The sequence below is a fragment of the Haloarcula sp. 1CSR25-25 genome (assembly GCF_032027985.1).
GTDB lineage: Archaea > Halobacteriota > Halobacteria > Halobacteriales > Haloarculaceae > Haloarcula.
Genome location: NZ_JAHYBW010000001.1, coordinates 149195 through 164439, shown reverse-complemented (window position 1 = coordinate 164439; position 15245 = coordinate 149195). Strand labels below are relative to the sequence as shown.

General features: G+C 65.4%; 18 protein-coding genes. 8 read left to right on the top strand and 10 right to left on the bottom strand.

The features are described 5' to 3' along the window. Positions 1-130 precede the first annotated feature (130 nt). Entirely contained in the window at positions 131-481 is a 351-nt protein-coding gene (locus KZ498_RS00675; RefSeq protein ID WP_312615956.1) for a 4a-hydroxytetrahydrobiopterin dehydratase, read from the bottom strand. 469 nt (positions 482-950) lie between these two features. Then, complete coding sequence (locus tag KZ498_RS00670) at positions 951-1859, bottom strand: serine/threonine-protein kinase RIO2 (RefSeq protein WP_312615954.1); 909 nt, start codon at positions 1857-1859, stop codon at positions 951-953. An 899-nt stretch (positions 1860-2758) separates the two neighbouring features. On the opposite strand from KZ498_RS00670, the gene KZ498_RS00665 reads away from it, so the two are divergent. Then, on the top strand, positions 2759-3043 hold the full coding sequence (locus KZ498_RS00665) for a hypothetical protein (RefSeq protein ID WP_312615952.1): 285 nt from the start codon (positions 2759-2761) through the stop codon (positions 3041-3043). Positions 3044-3046: 3 nt separating this feature from the next. Here the strand turns inward: KZ498_RS00665 and KZ498_RS00660 are convergent, their stop codons facing one another. The 4 genes from KZ498_RS00660 to KZ498_RS00645 all read right to left on the bottom strand — a co-directional run bounded on the left by KZ498_RS00660 (position 3047) and on the right by KZ498_RS00645 (position 6969). Then, positions 3047-4231, bottom strand: a complete 1185-nt coding sequence (locus KZ498_RS00660; protein ID WP_312615951.1) for an AI-2E family transporter — start codon at positions 4229-4231, stop codon at positions 3047-3049. 97 nt (positions 4232-4328) lie between these two features. Then, positions 4329-4748 carry a thioesterase family protein gene (locus KZ498_RS00655; RefSeq protein WP_312615950.1) on the bottom strand — a complete coding sequence of 140 codons (420 nt, stop codon included), beginning with the start codon at positions 4746-4748 and terminating at the stop codon, positions 4329-4331. After that, complete coding sequence (gene msrA / locus KZ498_RS00650) at positions 4745-5269, bottom strand: peptide-methionine (S)-S-oxide reductase MsrA (RefSeq protein WP_312615948.1); 525 nt, start codon at positions 5267-5269, stop codon at positions 4745-4747. The genes KZ498_RS00655 and msrA overlap by 4 nt, the downstream gene beginning before the upstream one ends. 62 nt (positions 5270-5331) lie before the next feature. Then, positions 5332-6969, bottom strand: a complete 1638-nt coding sequence (locus KZ498_RS00645; RefSeq protein WP_312617330.1) for an NADH-quinone oxidoreductase subunit D — start codon at positions 6967-6969, stop codon at positions 5332-5334. A gap of 89 nt (positions 6970-7058) precedes the next feature. On the opposite strand from KZ498_RS00645, the gene KZ498_RS00640 reads away from it, so the two are divergent. The 5 genes from KZ498_RS00640 (at position 7059) to KZ498_RS00620 (ending at position 11268) form a co-directional block, all read left to right on the top strand. Beyond that, positions 7059-7733, top strand: a complete 675-nt coding sequence (locus KZ498_RS00640; RefSeq protein WP_312615946.1) for a helix-turn-helix domain-containing protein — start codon at positions 7059-7061, stop codon at positions 7731-7733. 87 nt (positions 7734-7820) lie between these two features. Next, the gene (locus KZ498_RS00635) at positions 7821-8297 is read left to right on the top strand and encodes a cupin domain-containing protein (RefSeq protein WP_312615945.1); all 477 of its coding nucleotides are present in this window, start codon (positions 7821-7823) and stop codon (positions 8295-8297) included. Positions 8298-8641: 344 nt separating this feature from the next. Further along, the gene (locus KZ498_RS00630; protein ID WP_312615943.1) at positions 8642-9436 is read left to right on the top strand and encodes a biotin/lipoate A/B protein ligase family protein; all 795 of its coding nucleotides are present in this window, start codon (positions 8642-8644) and stop codon (positions 9434-9436) included. Between the two features lie 158 nt (positions 9437-9594). Further along, positions 9595-10428, top strand: a complete 834-nt coding sequence (locus tag KZ498_RS00625) for a deoxyribonuclease IV (RefSeq protein ID WP_312615941.1) — start codon at positions 9595-9597, stop codon at positions 10426-10428. Positions 10429-10521: 93 nt separating this feature from the next. Further along, positions 10522-11268 (top strand): class I SAM-dependent methyltransferase, encoded by a 747-nt coding sequence (locus KZ498_RS00620; RefSeq protein ID WP_312617329.1) that lies wholly within the window; start codon positions 10522-10524, stop codon positions 11266-11268. On the opposite strand, the gene KZ498_RS00615 is transcribed toward KZ498_RS00620, so the two are convergent. The 3 genes from KZ498_RS00615 to KZ498_RS00605 are packed head-to-tail and all read right to left on the bottom strand — an operon-like array spanning position 11246 to position 13064. Continuing rightward, entirely contained in the window at positions 11246-11830 is a 585-nt protein-coding gene (locus KZ498_RS00615; RefSeq protein ID WP_312615939.1) for a hypothetical protein, read from the bottom strand. The genes KZ498_RS00620 and KZ498_RS00615 overlap by 23 nt on opposite strands. Then, positions 11823-12254, bottom strand: coding sequence for a CopD family protein (locus KZ498_RS00610; RefSeq protein ID WP_312615938.1), 432 nt, complete (start codon positions 12252-12254; stop codon positions 11823-11825). Before KZ498_RS00610 ends, KZ498_RS00615 begins: the two co-directional genes overlap by 8 nt. A gap of 39 nt (positions 12255-12293) precedes the next feature. Then, positions 12294-13064 carry a hypothetical protein gene (locus KZ498_RS00605; protein WP_312615937.1) on the bottom strand — a complete coding sequence of 257 codons (771 nt, stop codon included), beginning with the start codon at positions 13062-13064 and terminating at the stop codon, positions 12294-12296. A 172-nt stretch (positions 13065-13236) separates the two neighbouring features. Here KZ498_RS00605 and KZ498_RS00600 point away from each other — a divergent pair, with 172 nt between their 5' ends. Next, positions 13237-13395 carry a hypothetical protein gene (locus KZ498_RS00600; RefSeq protein ID WP_312615936.1) on the top strand — a complete coding sequence of 53 codons (159 nt, stop codon included), beginning with the start codon at positions 13237-13239 and terminating at the stop codon, positions 13393-13395. 30 nt (positions 13396-13425) lie between these two features. Here KZ498_RS00600 and KZ498_RS00595 read toward each other — a convergent pair whose 3' ends face one another. Beyond that, positions 13426-14076, bottom strand: coding sequence for a hypothetical protein (locus KZ498_RS00595; RefSeq protein WP_312615934.1), 651 nt, complete (start codon positions 14074-14076; stop codon positions 13426-13428). An 82-nt stretch (positions 14077-14158) separates the two neighbouring features. Between KZ498_RS00595 and KZ498_RS00590 the strand changes: the two genes are divergently transcribed. After that, complete coding sequence (locus KZ498_RS00590) at positions 14159-15184, top strand: DUF2332 domain-containing protein (RefSeq protein ID WP_312615933.1); 1026 nt, start codon at positions 14159-14161, stop codon at positions 15182-15184. Positions 15185-15245 lie beyond the last annotated feature (61 nt).

The following is a 15245-nucleotide window of genomic DNA, read 5'->3' as shown; positions in this document are numbered from 1 at the left end:
GCCACCTGCTAAACAGCGATGATGCTCCTGGCGGCGTGCCAGACAGGGCGAATATGCGGCACTGCCGCTACCCGCACGTTCGTCTCCAACGACCGACCTGTTGGAAAAGCGTCTCTGTGGGTGACCGTGGTTACGCTTGAGCGTACTCTTGATGAATCCGATCCATGCGCGCCGCCATCACGAAGTCAGTCTTGTGCAGTCCGTCGATTTTGTGCGTCCACATTTCGACTCGTACTTCGCCCCATTGAAGATGTATATCGGGGTGATGCCACTCCTCTTCGGCAAGCTCTCCGATCTCATACGTGAACTCGAGCGCATCACGGAAATCCTCGAAGGGGTACGCACCCTCCAGGTGGTGCCCGTCTACAACCTCCCAGATATCGTCGATTTCAGTGAGGTACTCGGTGTACGCTTCTCTCGTGAGTGGCTCGTCATCTGACGTACAGGCCTCACATGGTTCGTCGGCAAGTGATGATGCCATACAACACGTGTTCGCTGGACTACACTTGTGTCTTCCTCTCACAAACACCGGTGTCTTCCGTAGGACATATGATAGCATCGAGGGACTGGTTCACAATAGACGGCCAGAAATTACCGGTGTTCGAGTGCTGCTCTTCTGCTCCGTATTCAGGACGCCACATACAAGCAAGGGGACACGGTGGGGCCGTCCGAGATACAGGGCGCGGCCGGGTAGCGCCTCACACCGCACACGTCGGATGAGAGACCATCTGCTCATCAATCGGTGAGACATACCTCCAGCGAAGTTCGACGACGCCGCCGACTGTCCGTTCCACCACCTGACTTCTCGCCGAGAGTGTGACCTTTACGACGATGAAACACTCGGAGTTGCCGGACTTCCGGGTAAATCGTATTTGATATCGCGATATATGATTTATCATGCCGGCACCCCCTCTTTCCGAGGAAGCAACACAGAAGCGCTACAGGACGTCTCAGTCGACGAATGCCCTGATGGACTCGAAGGCGTCGGTGGCCAGCGTGTCGGCGACTGCGTCCCTGTCGACGTCGCTGATCTCCTGTGGGTATTTTCGCTCGAAGTAACTCATGATGTTTTCGACATCGCGGGTCAACAGTTCCCTGGCGTTTTCGTGGTCGGTCGGGACGGCCTGGGGCCAGTCGAAGACGACGACGCCCTCGTTCGTGACGAAGACGTTGTACTCACTCATGTCCGCGTGGACGTACCCCTCGCGGTAGGCCGTCTCCATCTCGTCGAGAACGAGGTCCAGAATCGGCAGCACCTGCTTCGATTCGAGTTTCGTCCGGGAGAGTTCGACGCCGTCGATTTTCTCCATTACAATCGCGTGCCGGTTCGTGTCGATCGGCTGTGGGACCGATACGGCCGGATACAGCGTTTCGAGGGCGTCGTACTCCCGCTCGGCGGCCTTTCGAGCGGTGTAGAGCCACGAGACGTGGTCGCGGTCGGCAGTGTACTCCCGCTCTTTCATCACTTCCCGGAAGTTGGTGTAACCCTCCCGGTGGTACTTCAGCGCCACTGGTTTGTACGACTGGGCCTCGTAGACGTCGCTCTCCTTGCCCACGCCCAGCGGCGACCCGACTCCTTCGATAGTATCGCGCTCGGCAAAGGTATGCAGCGCAAGCGTGTCGTACCCCTCGAAGGTGAGCTTGAAGCCCTCGTACTGGATCGTCTTGCGCTCGACCAGCCCCCGGTCCGCACACCGGTCGAGCCGGTAGTCGACGTCTTCCGTCGTCAGCCGCGAGAACTCGGTCAGCTTCTCGCGGGCGACGTACTCCGAGAACCGCATCCCCTGTTCGACGCCAGAGAGTAGATGGAAGTCCTCGGGTTCCAGCTCCGCCATCACTGAAGCCACGTTCTGGACCATTAGGGGTCTCTAATCGGCCGACTGGTAAAAGGCCGACGCGTTCGCCGGCCGCCACTCATAAATTTGTATCCGCTATAGGAAACACCAATTCCGGCATCACTGCCGGCCGCTCTGCCGTCGGATTGCAGGTGTGCCGACCGAGAGCGTCCGTGTTCCGGGGGAACTCGCGTGAGATTGCTGTTCTTGACCGACAGACGAGCTTTCAGTACCGATTAGACGATTCAGAGACGTGACCAGTGTGGTGGTGCTGGAGGACTTCGGAACGGTATGGCGTTTCGTGACTGGTCTATGGTTCTGCCTGTTCGGCTTATACCAGGGCTAATGTCCAATGAGTGACCAATCCCGGCTGCCCGTCGTGTCCGGTGTCACGCGGACGGAACCGGCTTTGGATCGACGCTTCGCCGACTGAGGAACAATTTAACCCACATAATCACACATTTTCGAATTGATATTACCAGTCTGATACTACAGCCTTAGCGCCGGTTCTGTCCCTCAAAACACGGTCAATCAACCCTGAAAACGAAGGCTTGATAGCAATGATGACGGCGTTCATGTACCTTGTTCGTACAGGTCGAGGTCCGACAAAACAGTGAAACATCTTCCTAACCGCAACGACTGTATATATAATGCGGACGGCGATTAGTTTCAATTAGCGGGAGTGATTTAAACTACTCTATACTTTTGATCACCTAACCGTAAGCGCGTCGCGTGAGCAGGCGGCACAAAGACCAACTCAGAGACCTGCTACGCTCCCTTTCTCCGTCCCCGCGACTGGCGGCTACACCGACCTCATCCCGGGGCTCGCCTTCGTCGCAATCGGTATCGGTATTCTCGCCGCGGAGCTTCGATGTCGGCGACAGACGCAGTCTCTCGGTGCCGCCCTCGCTCTGGTTCTTGTCGTGAACGTCGCTTTCCTCGGCAGCGTCGGCGCTGTCTTCACCCCCGTCGAGACACCGGGCCCAGTTCCGATGTCGGACCTCGAAACAAACGACATTCCACAGGCCTACGAGGGCGTCGAACCAGCACCCGACGTCCGGTACGTCTACTGGCAACAGATCGAACCGTCGACGTGTCACTACCGGCTCTCGCTGATGGAACTGCGGTGGCTCGACCGAACCGACTCGACTACCGATAGCCGCTGTCTCGACTTCGGGACCGCCAGAGACCGACTCGCAAACGGGTAGCCGTCACGACTCCGTGGAGTCGTACTCGGAGAGGGAGGTCTGCGTCGTCTCCACCGAGCCTGTAATGACGTACGGAACGATGATGCGGAAGAACTGCGCGACGAGGACCAGCAGTATCGGGCCCAGGAAGATGCCGTAGAAGCCAAACGCGATGGGTCCGAGGATGTACGCGAACATCAACAGGCCGACGTGGGTCAGGTCGCCGCTGACGTATGGCCGAATCATGAAATCCGGGATCGTGTCGACGACGACCAGCGTGACAACGAGAAAGAGGGCGACCCAGGCCAGGGCGGCCGCCTGTCCCGCGAGGACTGCGGAGACCGCAAGCAGTGCGGCCACGGGCACGTAGACGATCTTCATCCCGACGACGGGAACGAGGCTTCCGATACCAGTCAGTGCGCCGACGAGCGGTGCGAACGGAATCTGTACCGAACCGGGGGCGACCAGGTTGTACAGCGAGAACACGAAAATCCCGATGACGCCCGTCACCAGCGCGTTCAGGATGTTCCCGAAGAGAATCGAGGAGAGCTCCTCGTCGACCTCCGCCGCGTACTTGCGGAGGACACCCGACCCATCGAAGGTGTCGAGGAACCAGCCGACGAGTCGCGGCCCGTCGGTGAGCAGGTAGTACGTCCCGGCGAGCATGATGAACACGCGAAGCAACAGCGACGTGAGCAGACTCACCGAACCGACGAGCGTGTCGGAGACACGCCCCAGCCACGACTGGACGGTCGCGTTTCGAAGCAGGTCGAACACCTCGGCCGGCCCCATCGCCAGCAACTCGCTGAAGCCGAGGTCGGCGAGCGGTCCCGGTAGGGAACCACCCTGGAGCTCCTGAAACTGGGAGAGGTACGCCGCGCCCAGGCCGCCCTCGCCGAAGAACGCCTGTAACTCGGGGATGACGAGGACGAGCGTGTAGCCGACCAGAATCACGAACGGGAGGAGAAAGAAGAAGATCGTGGCGGCCGCATGGATCTGCTTCTGATAGGGGACGGCCCGCTTCAGGAACGACTCGGACAGCGGGAGCCGCCCGAGCCGTCGATAGATCGGTCGGCTGGCGTAGTACAGGAAGACGGTAAACACGAGCGTCGGGAGGAACTGGGACAGGACGAGCCCGACAACGAGGAGCAGTGCCACACCTGCGAGGGCGAGGAGGACGCGCCGTCCGAGGGCGGTACTGTATTCCATATGCTTTCAATACAACCTCTGGATGAAAAATAAATCCACCGGTGAGACGGACTTCCCCGCACGGGCGGAACGGTCCCGCCTGGGCTATCAACCGCGGTTACAGTCCTTCGAACTGCGTAATCGCGTCCCGCCAGTCTTCCGGAATCGGACGCGATGATTCCGTGTCGCGGTCGTACGTGACGACGGTCGTCTCCCCGGTCGCGGCCACTCCCTCGTCGGTCCGGACCTCGTACTCGAAGGGGAAGCTCTTCTCGCCCAGCCGGGGGACCCGAACGGCGACGGCGACGGTGTCGCTGATTCGGACCGGCTTCCTGTAGTCGGCTTCGAGGTTCGCGATGACGATCCCGACGCCCGACCCGCTGTCCGAGAGCAGCGCTTCGCCGGCGTCGACAACGTCGTCCAGGTAGTCGATTCGGGCCTCCTCGAAGTAGGTCGCGTACGTCGCGTTGTTGACGTGGCCGTACGTGTCGATGTCCGCGTACCGGACCTCGACCTCCGTCGTGTACTCGAAGCTCATGCCAGCAACTCCGCGTGCTTCTGTTTGAGCTTCTCGATTTTCGGCGGGATGGTCAGCTGGCAGTAGCTCTGGTTCGGATTCTTCTCGAAGTAGTCCTGGTGGTACTCCTCGGCGGGATAAAAGGTCTCCAGTGGTTCGACCTCGGTGACGATGTCGCTGTCGTAGCCCGACTGGATCTCCTCGATGAAGGCCTCGACGGCCTCTCGCTGGGTTTCGTCGTGGTAGAAGACGGCCGAGCGGTACTGGGTGCCCACGTCGTTGCCCTGCCGGTCCTTCGTGGTCGGGTTGTGAGTCGTGAAATGGACCGCCAGCAGGTCCTCGTAGCTCACTACGCTAGGCTCGTAGGTGAGCTGTACGCACTCGGCGTGGCCCGTTTCCTCGCGGCAGACCGCCTCGTAGCTGGGGTCGGCGACGTGTCCGCCGGCGTAGCCCGAAACCACGTCGGTCACGCCGTCGACCTGCTTGAACACCGATTCCGTACACCAGAAGCAGCCGCCCGCGAGCGTCGCTTGTTCGGTCATCACCGAATGTACGTGCCCAGCATACAAAACTCACTGGCCGGGTTCGTCCTGGACGGACCGACCTACCGGTCGACTTCGCCCATGATGGTGTCCAGACTGCCGATGGTCGCCACGAGGTCGGGGATGTACTCGCCACGAACCATCTCCGAAAGCGCCTGGACGTGTGAGAAGGAGGGACCGCGAATCTTGAAGCGCGCGGGGGAGTCCGTTCCGTCCGAGCGGATGTAGATGCCGAGTTCCCCCTTCGCGGCCTCGACGGCGCGATATATCTCCGCGTCGGGGTCCGGCCGGAGCGTGCGGGGGACGTTCGCCTGTATCTCGCGGTCGTCCTCGGGCCAGTCCTCCAGCAGGTCGACGCACTGGCCGATAATCTTCGCGGACTCCTCCACCTCACGCAGGCGCACGAGCAGGCGCGAGAAGTTGTCGCCGCCCCGTTCGGTGACGACCGACCAGTCGAGTTCGTCGTAGTAGCCGTAGGGGTCGTCACGCCGGAGGTCGTAGTCGACGCCGGAGGCCCGCGCGACCGGCCCGGTACAGCCGTAGGCCTTCGCGGTCTCGGCCGGGAGATGGCCCGTGTCGATGGTCCGGAGCTGGAGGACCTCGTTGCTGGTGAGCATGTCGTGGTACTCCGTGAGCTTGTGGGGCAGGTCATCGAGGAACGCGCGTATCTTCTCGAAGAACGCCTCGCGAGGCTCGGGCAGGTCCCAGGCGACGCCGCCCAGTCGCAGGTAGTTGAACATCAGCCGCTGGCCGGTGAGGTCTTCGAGGATGTCCTGGACGAGTTCGCGGTCCCGGACCCCCCACTGGAAGGTCGCGGTGAACTCGCCGACCACGTCCAGCGCGTAGGTCGCCACCGCGAGCATATGTGAGAGGATACGCGAGAGTTCGCCGCCCATCGTCCGGATGACCTGCGCGTACGCCGGCACCTCGATGTCGGCGAGGTCTTCGGCCGCGCGGGCGTAGGCCCACTCGTTCAACAGCCCGGCTCCGCCCCAGTCCCAGCGGTCCGGATAGGGCATAATCTGGTGGCGATAGGTGCCCTGCTGGCACATCTGTTCCTCACAGCGATGGATGTAGCCGATGTCGGGGTCGACGGCCGCCACCTGCTCGCCGTCGAGCTGGGCGCTCAGGTGTAACACGCCGTGGGTCGATGGGTGGTGTGGCCCCATGTTGAGATGCATCGTCTCCGGCCCCTCGCGGCGGTCTTCGAGCAGGCGCTCGTGCTCCCGGAAGGAGACGATCTGTGGCTGGTCCTGATTGTAGTCCCGGCGCAGCGGGTGGCCCTGCCAGGTCTCGGGCAGGAGGATGCGCCGGAGGTCAGGGTGGTCCTCGTACTCGATGCCGACCAGGTCGTAGGCCTCCCGCTCGTGCCAGGCCGCGGTCGGGTACACGGGCGCGGCTGACTCGCTGGTCGGGGACTCCCTGGCCGTCGGAACGACGACTGATAGCTCCTCGGTCGGGTCCGCGTAGCGCCGCAGATGATATATCGTCTCGAACCGGTCGGCGTACTCCTGGGCCGTGACACAGGCACAGTGGTCCAGGCCGGCCTCGCTCCGGAGCGTCGAGAGGACGGTCTGGACCTGGTCCGCGCGGATGACGACAGCAGGGGCGTTCCCGTGGCGTTCAGTGGAGAGGACGTGGTCGGCAATCGGCTCGATAAGCGGACGGGTATCGTCGGTGCGGTGGACTCTCTGGGCCATCTCCGTGGCCGTGCGTTCGCCGTCCACCTTCCTCGACCTGTCCCCTCACGCCCGAGGTTATTTTAAATACCGCTGGGAAATCGCCCGGTATGAAATACGTCACACTCTCTCTGTGGATGGCTCCCGAGATACGCCACCCGATGCACCAGTTCGTGATGGACCACGACGGCTACGAGGCGAGCTATCTCCTCCGGTGGAACGACATGGGAGCCGAGGTCCAGACACTCCTCTTTCACGTCGACGGCTGGCCGGTCGAGCCGTACCAGACGGCCCTGGAACACGCCCCGAGGGTCGAGGAGTACGCCCTGTCCACCTGCCCCGACGACTCGTTTTACCTGTACGTGCGTGGCCGACCGACTGAACCCGATACGGAACTCATCGACGCGCTCACCCGGACCGGACTGGTCCTCGTCTCACCGGTGGCCTACCGCGTCGACGGCACGGTCGGCCTCACGCTTGTCGGCCCGGGCGGCACCGTCCAGCAGGCAGTCGAGACGGTACCCGACGGCGTCTCCGTCGACGTGCGGGAGGTCGGGGAGTACGACAGCCGGCGGCTCGACACCGGGTCGGCGCTCACCGTCCGCCAGTTCGAGGCCGTCGCCGCGGCCGTCGACTGTGGCTACTACGCCAACCCTCGCGAGGGGGGCGTCGACGACGTCGCCGACAGACTCGGCTGTGCACCCGGAACTGCCGCCGAACACCTCCGGAAGGCCGAGGCCCACGTGATGTCAGCCCTGCTGAACCAGCGGACTGGCCCGGCGTAGGAGGCGTCGACGGCCGGGTTAGCCGAGCCCCGAAAAACTATAAACTACGACATAGTGGCAGCTAGTGTCGACCCACGAACACACACCATGGAGAAAGTAATCATCGACGACGTCCCGGTCGAACGGAACCCGATGCAGGTACACGACGTCCGCAAGCCCGTCTCCCGGGAGCTCGGGACCGAGCACTTCGCGGCGAACTACTTCGAACTCGACCCGGGTGACTCCTTCTCGGGAGCCCTCCACCGCCACCACGACCAGGAGGAGGTGTTCTACATCGAGCGGGGACAGACCACCTTCGAGGTCGGCCGTGACCGCGAGTCGGTCGACGTGTCCGGCGGCGAACTGATTCGCTTCGAACCCGGCGAGTTCCAGGAGGGGTACAACTCCGGCGAGGAGCGGGTCGTCGGCTGGGCCTTCGGCGCGCCCGGCGCGACCCACGACTGGGACGACCTGGAATCCAGAGCGCACTGCCCGGAGTGCGACGCCGAGACGACCCAGCGCGTCGCCATCGCCGACGGCCGGTTCGAACTCACCTGTACCGACTGCGGCAACGTTCAGGGCTAGCAATTAATTCGGTCGTTTTTGACAAAGTAACGGCGAGTGAGAACGGCCAGAAAGCCCCACCCGTAGCCGGTTTCGCAAACAACGTTGGGCGGGACTGAAAGGGGCGTTGTCGGCGCTGTGCGCCGACTGCTCGTGAGACCGCAGGTCTCCCGGTGGGCGGCTGAACGAAGGCGGGCGACGCAAGCACCACAGGAACGACCGAAGAGAGTGACGAGGAGCGCAGCGAGCCCCCCGAGTTCAGCCGCCCGGGGCTTTGTGGCTCTTGGCACAACCAACAACCCCGTCAGTCATTCCACCCGCTGCTAGCCCGCAATTCATATCGCACCGGGCCACGAAGACCGGATATGTCTCTGGCCGACCTGGAGTGGCGCGTCATCGGCGAGGAGCGACGCCCGGGACCGATGACGATGGCGCTGGAAGCGGCCGCCGCCGAAACCGTCGCCGCGGGCGGTCCGGCGACGGTGCGGGTGTACACCTGGCCCGATACGCTGTCGCTGGGCTACGGGCAGGACCCCGACACGGTCGACTGGGCGTTCTGCGAGCGCGAGGATATCGGGGTGACGCGCCGTCCCACGGGCGGCGGGGCGATATACCACGACAGCGTCGCGGACGTCTCCTACGGCATCGTCGCACCCGCCGACGCCGTGCCGGGCGACCTGATGGCGTGTTACGAGCAGTTCTGCGAGCCGGTGCTGGAAGCGTTCGAGCGCATGGGCGTCGACGCCGACTTCGCCGACGACGAGCGGGCAGCGGTCCACCAGCCGGCCTGTTACCTGCGGCAACTCCACTCGGCCCACGATATCGTCGGCCCCGACGGCCGCAAACTCAGCGGGAACGCCCAGTACCGCCAGAGGGACGCCGTCATCCAGCACGGCTCGCTTTCGGTGTCACTGCGGTCCGACCGTCACTGTGGCTGTTTCACCGGCAAGCCGGACCCGGAGCGATTCACCGAGCGCGTCGGCGGGATAGACGAGTACGCCGACGTCGGCCGCGCCGAAGCCGTTGAGACGCTCCGCTCGACGCTGGCCGAGTGGGTCGATGCGACGGAGGACACGTGGTCCGAGGACGAGCTGGCTCGCGCACGCGACCACGCGGAAGAGAAGTACGCCGCCGAGGAGTGGGTTCGACGGTCGCCCTGACCCCGCCACTGCGCGGATGCATCGGGCAGCCCCTCGGGCAGTCCGGTACTCCGGAGCGACATCTATCGGCTTCGGCGCGTATCTCGCGGCGTGATTCCGCCCGTCCGGACGGCGGTGACTCCGGAACCTCTTTTGTCGGGCATCACCGACCGGTGTGCATGGTACGAGTCGGGGCACACACCTCTATCGCCGGCGGGGTCTACAACGCCGTCGAGGAACAGGTCGAGTACAGCGGCAACTGCGGGCAGATATTCTCCCATTCGCCGCAGGTCTGGCAGGACCCGAACATCGACGACGACGAGGCCGAGCAGTTCCGCGACCTCACAGCCGAACACGACGTCGGCCCGTGGGTCATCCACTCGTCGTACCTGGTCAACCTCTGTACGCCCAAAGACGACCTCCGGGAGAAGTCACTGGACTCCATGCAGAAGGAGGTCGACGCCGCCGCGAAGCTGGGTATCGAGTACGTCAACGTCCACCTCGGAGCCCACACCGGCGCGGGCGTCGACGGCGGGCTGGACAACGCCGCCAGTGTTCTGGACGACCTCGACATCCCCGATGGGGTCACCGTGCTGGTCGAGTCCGACGCCGGCAGCGGGACGAAACTCGGCGGCCAGTTCGAGCACCTGGCGACGGTCCGCGAACGAACGGACCAGGACATCGAGTTCTGTCTCGACACGGCCCACATGTTCGCCGCGGGCTACGACCTCTCGACGCCCGAGGCTGTCGACGAGACGCTCGCGGAGTTCGACGAGGTCGTCGGGTTCGGGGACCTCGCCTGCGTCCACCTCAACGACTCGAAACACGCCTGCGGGACGAACAAGGACGAACACGCCCACATCGGCGAGGGCCACATCGGCCAGGACGGCATGCGCGCGTTCGTCAACCACGACGCCGTCCGGGACGTGCCGCTGGTGCTGGAGACGCCGACCGAGGACGGCAAGAGCTTCGCCTGGAACGTCGAGCGCGTGAAGGAACTCCGCGGCGAATAGGGCCGTTCGACCGCGGTGCTTTTCAGGTCGACCCGACTCTGGGGACCTGTGCGCAGGTTCTCCGCCGACTACCTCGAAACCACCCGCAGGGGGATGTGGGGCGACTCCCGCGAGGCGCTCTCGGACCTGCGGCTGGGCGAGTGCGAGCGCGTTCTCGACGTGGGCTGTGGCACCGGCGAACTGACCCGCGTCCTCCGCGAGGAGACCGACGGAACGGTCGTCGGCCTCGACGCCGATACGGACCTGCTGGCCGCCGCCGGCGACCCGACCGTCTGCGGGGACGCGACGCGGCTCCCCTTCGGCGACGACAGCTTCGACCTGGTGGTGTGTCAGGCGCTGCTCATCAACCTTCCCGACCCCGAAGTCGCGGTCCGGGAGTTCGCCCGCGTCGCCACCGACCGGGTGGCCGCCATCGAGCCGAACAACGCCGCCGTCACCGTCGAGTCGACTGTCGACGCCGAACCGATACTGGCCCGCCGCGCTCGCCGGCTCTTTCTCGATGGCGTGCGGACCGACGTCACGCTCGGCGGCGACGCCGCGGCCGTGTTCCGCGACGCGGGGCTGGCCGTCGTCTCGACGACCCAATACGACCAGGAACAATGCATCGAGCCGCCCTACGACGACGCGGCGATGCGGGCGGCCCGGCGGAAAGCCACCGGGACCGGGCTGGCCCACGACCGCGAGACGATTCTCAACGGCGAGACGACTCACGCCGAGTACGACGCGCTCCGGGAGCGCTGGCGCTCGATGGGACGGGACGTGATCGAGCAGATGCAAGAAGAGACCTACGAGCGCCGCGAGACGGTGCCGTTCTTCGTCACCGTCGGCGAGGTTCCGTGACCCGCTCGGTCCCGTTTTCGGGGAGCAGATAGCCCGCCAGCCCGTAGACGGCGATGTCCAGCAGACTGGCGAGCAGTCCGACGACGCCGCCGACGACAGCGGCGACACCGGCTCCGATGAGCGCGACGAGTACGACGGCCTGGAGGCGGACCCCGCCGCTCTGTAACGTCGGCACGAGCGCCACCGCGAGCAGTCCCAGCAGGAACGCGACGCCGGTGGCGCACCCGGCCGCAACTCCGTGGAGGACGAGGGTCCGTGGCGGGGCGTCCCCGAGCGCGACCCGGCTCTGAACCCATCGGACCGCCAGGACGAACAGCGCCCAGAGGTAGCAGAAGACGGCCACGCCGACGAGGGTGTTCAGTCCGGCGAGCAGGTCGGCGAGGTCGCCGCTCGCGTGGCCGACGAGGACGCCCAGCAGGACGAACAGGGCAGTGTCGAACGTGGCGAGCGTCCACGTCACGAGCGATACCGGTCCCGCGTCGGCCCGTGCCACGTCGCGCGGCGGTTCGCTCTCGGTCGCCGCCTTGCCAACCGCCGTCCGCTCACGCCGGTCCTCAGCCATGTGCGAGGACCTCCGCGAGGACGACAACACCCAGGAGCACAGCCGCCGTCGCGCCGTAGGCCCGCGACAGCGTTCGCCGAAGCGGCGGGGACCGCTCGGCGGACGTGCCCTCGCGGTCACTAGCCTGCACGAGGAGGAGCGTGCGGACGACCGACCCACCGACGAGGGCGACGACGACCACGAGTTTCACCAGCAGGGTCCGTCCCCAGTCTGTTCCGGGGCCCGGCGGCCCGAGCGCGCCGAGGTTGCCGACGCCGGTGAACACGAGCACGCCGACACTGCCCCAGAACAGCCACTCGAACTGTCTTGCGGGCCCGAGCGAGGAAATAGCGCCGCTCCGGTAGCTGTACCAGAGAACGGTCGTACCGCCGACGATGACCGCCATCGCCAGCACGTGGAGGGTTCGAATCGGGAGGGCTGCCATAGCTGTCGGTTCACCGGCAGGTCGCAAAGAATCCGGGGGTCACTCCGACTGGTCTATCGTCACGACGCCCTCGCCCGTCGCCACGTTGTACCGCGTCGACGGGTCGACGGTCAGGCTGACGACGCCGCTGTCGAGGGTGCCAGGCCGCTCGAACCTGGCGACCGTCGACCGGGCGGTGAAATCGTCGGTGTAGACACAGGGCTGTGTGTAACAGCCGAACGCGTGGATGCCGTCTTCGGTCTCCTCGATGCGTTTCAGGCGGGGGAGGATAGACCCGGAGCCCCAGCCGGTCTGGACGACGAGGACGGCGTGACTCTCGAAGTCGGTGCCGGCGGCGAGGTCGTAGGCGTCGCCGCTGTCGGTTTCGAAGCGATCGATGTCGTCGGCGTCGGTCAGCAGCGTCGCGTAGAGCTGGTCTGCGTTGTTGTCGGGAGTGAGTTCCAGCCCCTCGTCTGCCAGCAGCGTGCCCCGCGTCGACACCTGCTCGAACGACAGCGACGGCTCGGCCGGCATGTTCACACAGAGGTACAGCGGGTCGCGGTCGCCCTCGCCGGAGTCGTCGATGTCGCACTCGATGTCTGCGATGTCATACGGCGGCGTATCGACCCGGTCAAGGTCGCCGGGCAGCCCGTCCGGCGTGTCCGTCGGCGGTTCGTCGTCGGTGTCGGTCTCAGTGTGGGGCGACGGGTGCGTTGGCGATGCCGTGCCGCCGTCGCCGCTGCCGTTCGCGCCCGGTGCGAGACACCCGCTCAGGGCCCCCGTCACCGTGCCGCCGACCAGTCCCAGGATGGCTCGTCGCGTTCGCTTCATACGACTCCCTTCCCGCGGTGTGGGTGTATCCCTTCTGTTCGCTCAAAACCGTGTTGTAGCTGCCGCGGCCAGTGCTCGCGCCCAGGCGTCCCCGCCCAGTGTGCCGTCGCCCGCCGATAGACCCTTGCGGGGTGAGCGGCTACGAACGACACGTGCCGATTCGCATCGCCTCATGATACCACCGCTCGTTCGCCGCTGTCCGGACTGCCGACACGTGACCTGGAGCCGTCGGTTCGCCGTCGTGGGCGACAGGGAGGGCAGTTCTCGGCTCGTCGAGTGTCCCGCCTGCGGACACCAGTTCCCGACGGTCGATGCGCCCTGGCTGCAGTAGTCGCCCCGGCACGGCCGGTGCGAGGGTCGCCTACACCACGTCGCCCCGGACCGTCGCCCCCTCCTGCTGTGCCCGGTACTCCTTGACCGCGTCGGCGGCCCGGCTCGCCTCGTCGTCGTCCATCCCGAGCATCGACAGCGACTGGGTCAGCGTCGGGAAGACGAACTCGTTGTCCCGGAGCTTCCGGAAGGCTTCCGGCGACCGCTCGCCGTCGAGCCACAGGCAGGCCCCGCGGGGGTCCAGAATCTGCTCGTAGTCGTTTCGCATCTTCGCGCCCTTGAGCCGCTGGGTGACGTTGTCCTCGAAGGAGGCGTTACACACCTCCAGATGGACCGGCTCCTCGTCCTCCAGGAGGTGGGCGGCCAGGCACTTCTCGGGCGCGGCGTGACCGCTGGCGTTCGCACGGATGTACTCGGGATGCTCGTCGGCCCACGCGGCGCGGACGGTCTTGCCGACGCCGTCGACGCCGTGGCTGCGCTGGTACTCCTCGGCCCGCTCCGGGGCGTCCTTGAACAGGATGTCCTTGGTGACGTACACGTCGAGCCGCTCGACCGGGTCCAGTCCGAGCGCCACGTCGCCGTAGACCCACACCTCCCGGACCGGGACCGGCATCGTCTCCGATTCGACCGCGGCGACGATCTCCTCGACCCGCTCGACTGCCTCCGGACGGTCCAGACTCATTGCCTGGTCTACCAGTTCAGTGACCTAAACGCTGACTCTCCCGAGGCGAACACTGATACCACTGTGCTGTCTCCGTGCCGATGTGTCAGACCTCCGAACACAGTTCCGGGAACTGGCGACGTGGGCCGAGGGGACCTCCCCCCTGTACGCCCATCTCTGCCGCGAGGCTGCCGAGGACGCCGCTCTCCTCGACCTCGCGGCGACCGTTCCCGAGGGCCGTCAGGCCCCGCATCTCCTGCTGGCCGCGGCCCACTACCTGCTCGACCGGAACCCGGACCACCGGCTGGCTGAATACTACCCCAGTATCGCCCCGGAACCGCGTGACCCCGACGACGAGTGCTTTCCGGCGTTTCGCGAGTTCTGTCTCGACCACGCCGACGACCTCCGGCCGCTCCTGGGGAACCGGCGCACGCAGACGAACGCGGTGCGGCGCAGCGCGGTGCTGTACCCGGCCATCACACAGGTGGCCCGCGCCGCCGACGGACCGCTCGCGCTGGTGGAACTCGGACCGAGCGCCGGCCTGAACCTCCTGTTCGACCGCTACCGCTACGACTACGACGGCCGCGTGGTCGGCAAGGGCGACTCGCCGGTCACCATCGAGAGCAGCGTCCGCAGCGGCGACCCGCCGCTCCCGGAGACGCCGCCCGATATCCACTCTCGGGTCGGTATCGACCGCAATCCACTCGACGTGACCGACGGGGCCGACAGGGACTGGCTCCGCGCGCTCGTCTGGCCGGAGCACGGGGCGCGGCGCGCCGTCCTCGACAGCGCACTGACCGTGGCGCGGGGCGACCCGCCGCGGCTCATCGAGGGTGACATGCTCGATGACCTGCCGCCGGTCCTTGCAGACATTCCGTCCGACGTACCGGTTTGTGTCGTCACCACGCTCGTGCTCTATCAGGTCCCCGAGGAACTGATCGAGGCACTGACGGCGTTTCTCGAGGGCCGGATGACCGAGCGGTCGCTGCACTGGCTCACCGGCCGGCCGGCCCTCTCCGGCGGCGAGTCAGTGGGGCTGGACTGGAAGCGCCGGACCGATGCCGGCGTCCAGACGACACACCTCGTCGACTACAAGCCACACGGAGCGTGGCTGTCCTGGCGGCCCTGAGGTGACGTCTCGACGTGCAGCCGGAAACTCGAAGCCATTTGGTAACTGTTCACGCGGGCTT

Bases quoted from the DNA above. Each gene is read 5' to 3' on its own strand.
- KZ498_RS00635 (WP_312615945.1), top strand. From the start codon at position 7,821: ATGGAGAAAGTAATCATCGACGACGTCCCGGTCGAACGGAACCCGATG.
- KZ498_RS00660 (WP_312615951.1), bottom strand. From the start codon at position 4,231: ATGGAATACAGTACCGCCCTCGGACGGCGCGTCCTCCTCGCCCTCGCA.
- KZ498_RS00645 (WP_312617330.1), bottom strand. From the start codon at position 6,969: ATGGCCCAGAGAGTCCACCGCACCGACGATACCCGTCCGCTTATCGAG.
- msrA (WP_312615948.1), bottom strand. From the start codon at position 5,269: ATGACCGAACAAGCGACGCTCGCGGGCGGCTGCTTCTGGTGTACGGAA.
- KZ498_RS00595 (WP_312615934.1), bottom strand. From the start codon at position 14,076: ATGAGTCTGGACCGTCCGGAGGCAGTCGAGCGGGTCGAGGAGATCGTC.
- KZ498_RS00610 (WP_312615938.1), bottom strand. From the start codon at position 12,254: ATGGCAGCCCTCCCGATTCGAACCCTCCACGTGCTGGCGATGGCGGTC.
- KZ498_RS00675 (WP_312615956.1), bottom strand. From the start codon at position 481: ATGGCATCATCACTTGCCGACGAACCATGTGAGGCCTGTACGTCAGAT.
- KZ498_RS00670 (WP_312615954.1), bottom strand. From the start codon at position 1,859: ATGGTCCAGAACGTGGCTTCAGTGATGGCGGAGCTGGAACCCGAGGAC.
- KZ498_RS00630 (WP_312615943.1), top strand. From the start codon at position 8,642: ATGTCTCTGGCCGACCTGGAGTGGCGCGTCATCGGCGAGGAGCGACGC.
- KZ498_RS00615 (WP_312615939.1), bottom strand. From the start codon at position 11,830: ATGGCTGAGGACCGGCGTGAGCGGACGGCGGTTGGCAAGGCGGCGACC.
- KZ498_RS00655 (WP_312615950.1), bottom strand. From the start codon at position 4,748: ATGAGCTTCGAGTACACGACGGAGGTCGAGGTCCGGTACGCGGACATC.
- KZ498_RS00625 (WP_312615941.1), top strand. From the start codon at position 9,595: ATGGTACGAGTCGGGGCACACACCTCTATCGCCGGCGGGGTCTACAAC.
- KZ498_RS00600 (WP_312615936.1), top strand. From the start codon at position 13,237: ATGATACCACCGCTCGTTCGCCGCTGTCCGGACTGCCGACACGTGACC.
- KZ498_RS00620 (WP_312617329.1), top strand. From the start codon at position 10,522: ATGTGGGGCGACTCCCGCGAGGCGCTCTCGGACCTGCGGCTGGGCGAG.
- KZ498_RS00640 (WP_312615946.1), top strand. From the start codon at position 7,059: ATGAAATACGTCACACTCTCTCTGTGGATGGCTCCCGAGATACGCCAC.
- KZ498_RS00605 (WP_312615937.1), bottom strand. From the start codon at position 13,064: ATGAAGCGAACGCGACGAGCCATCCTGGGACTGGTCGGCGGCACGGTG.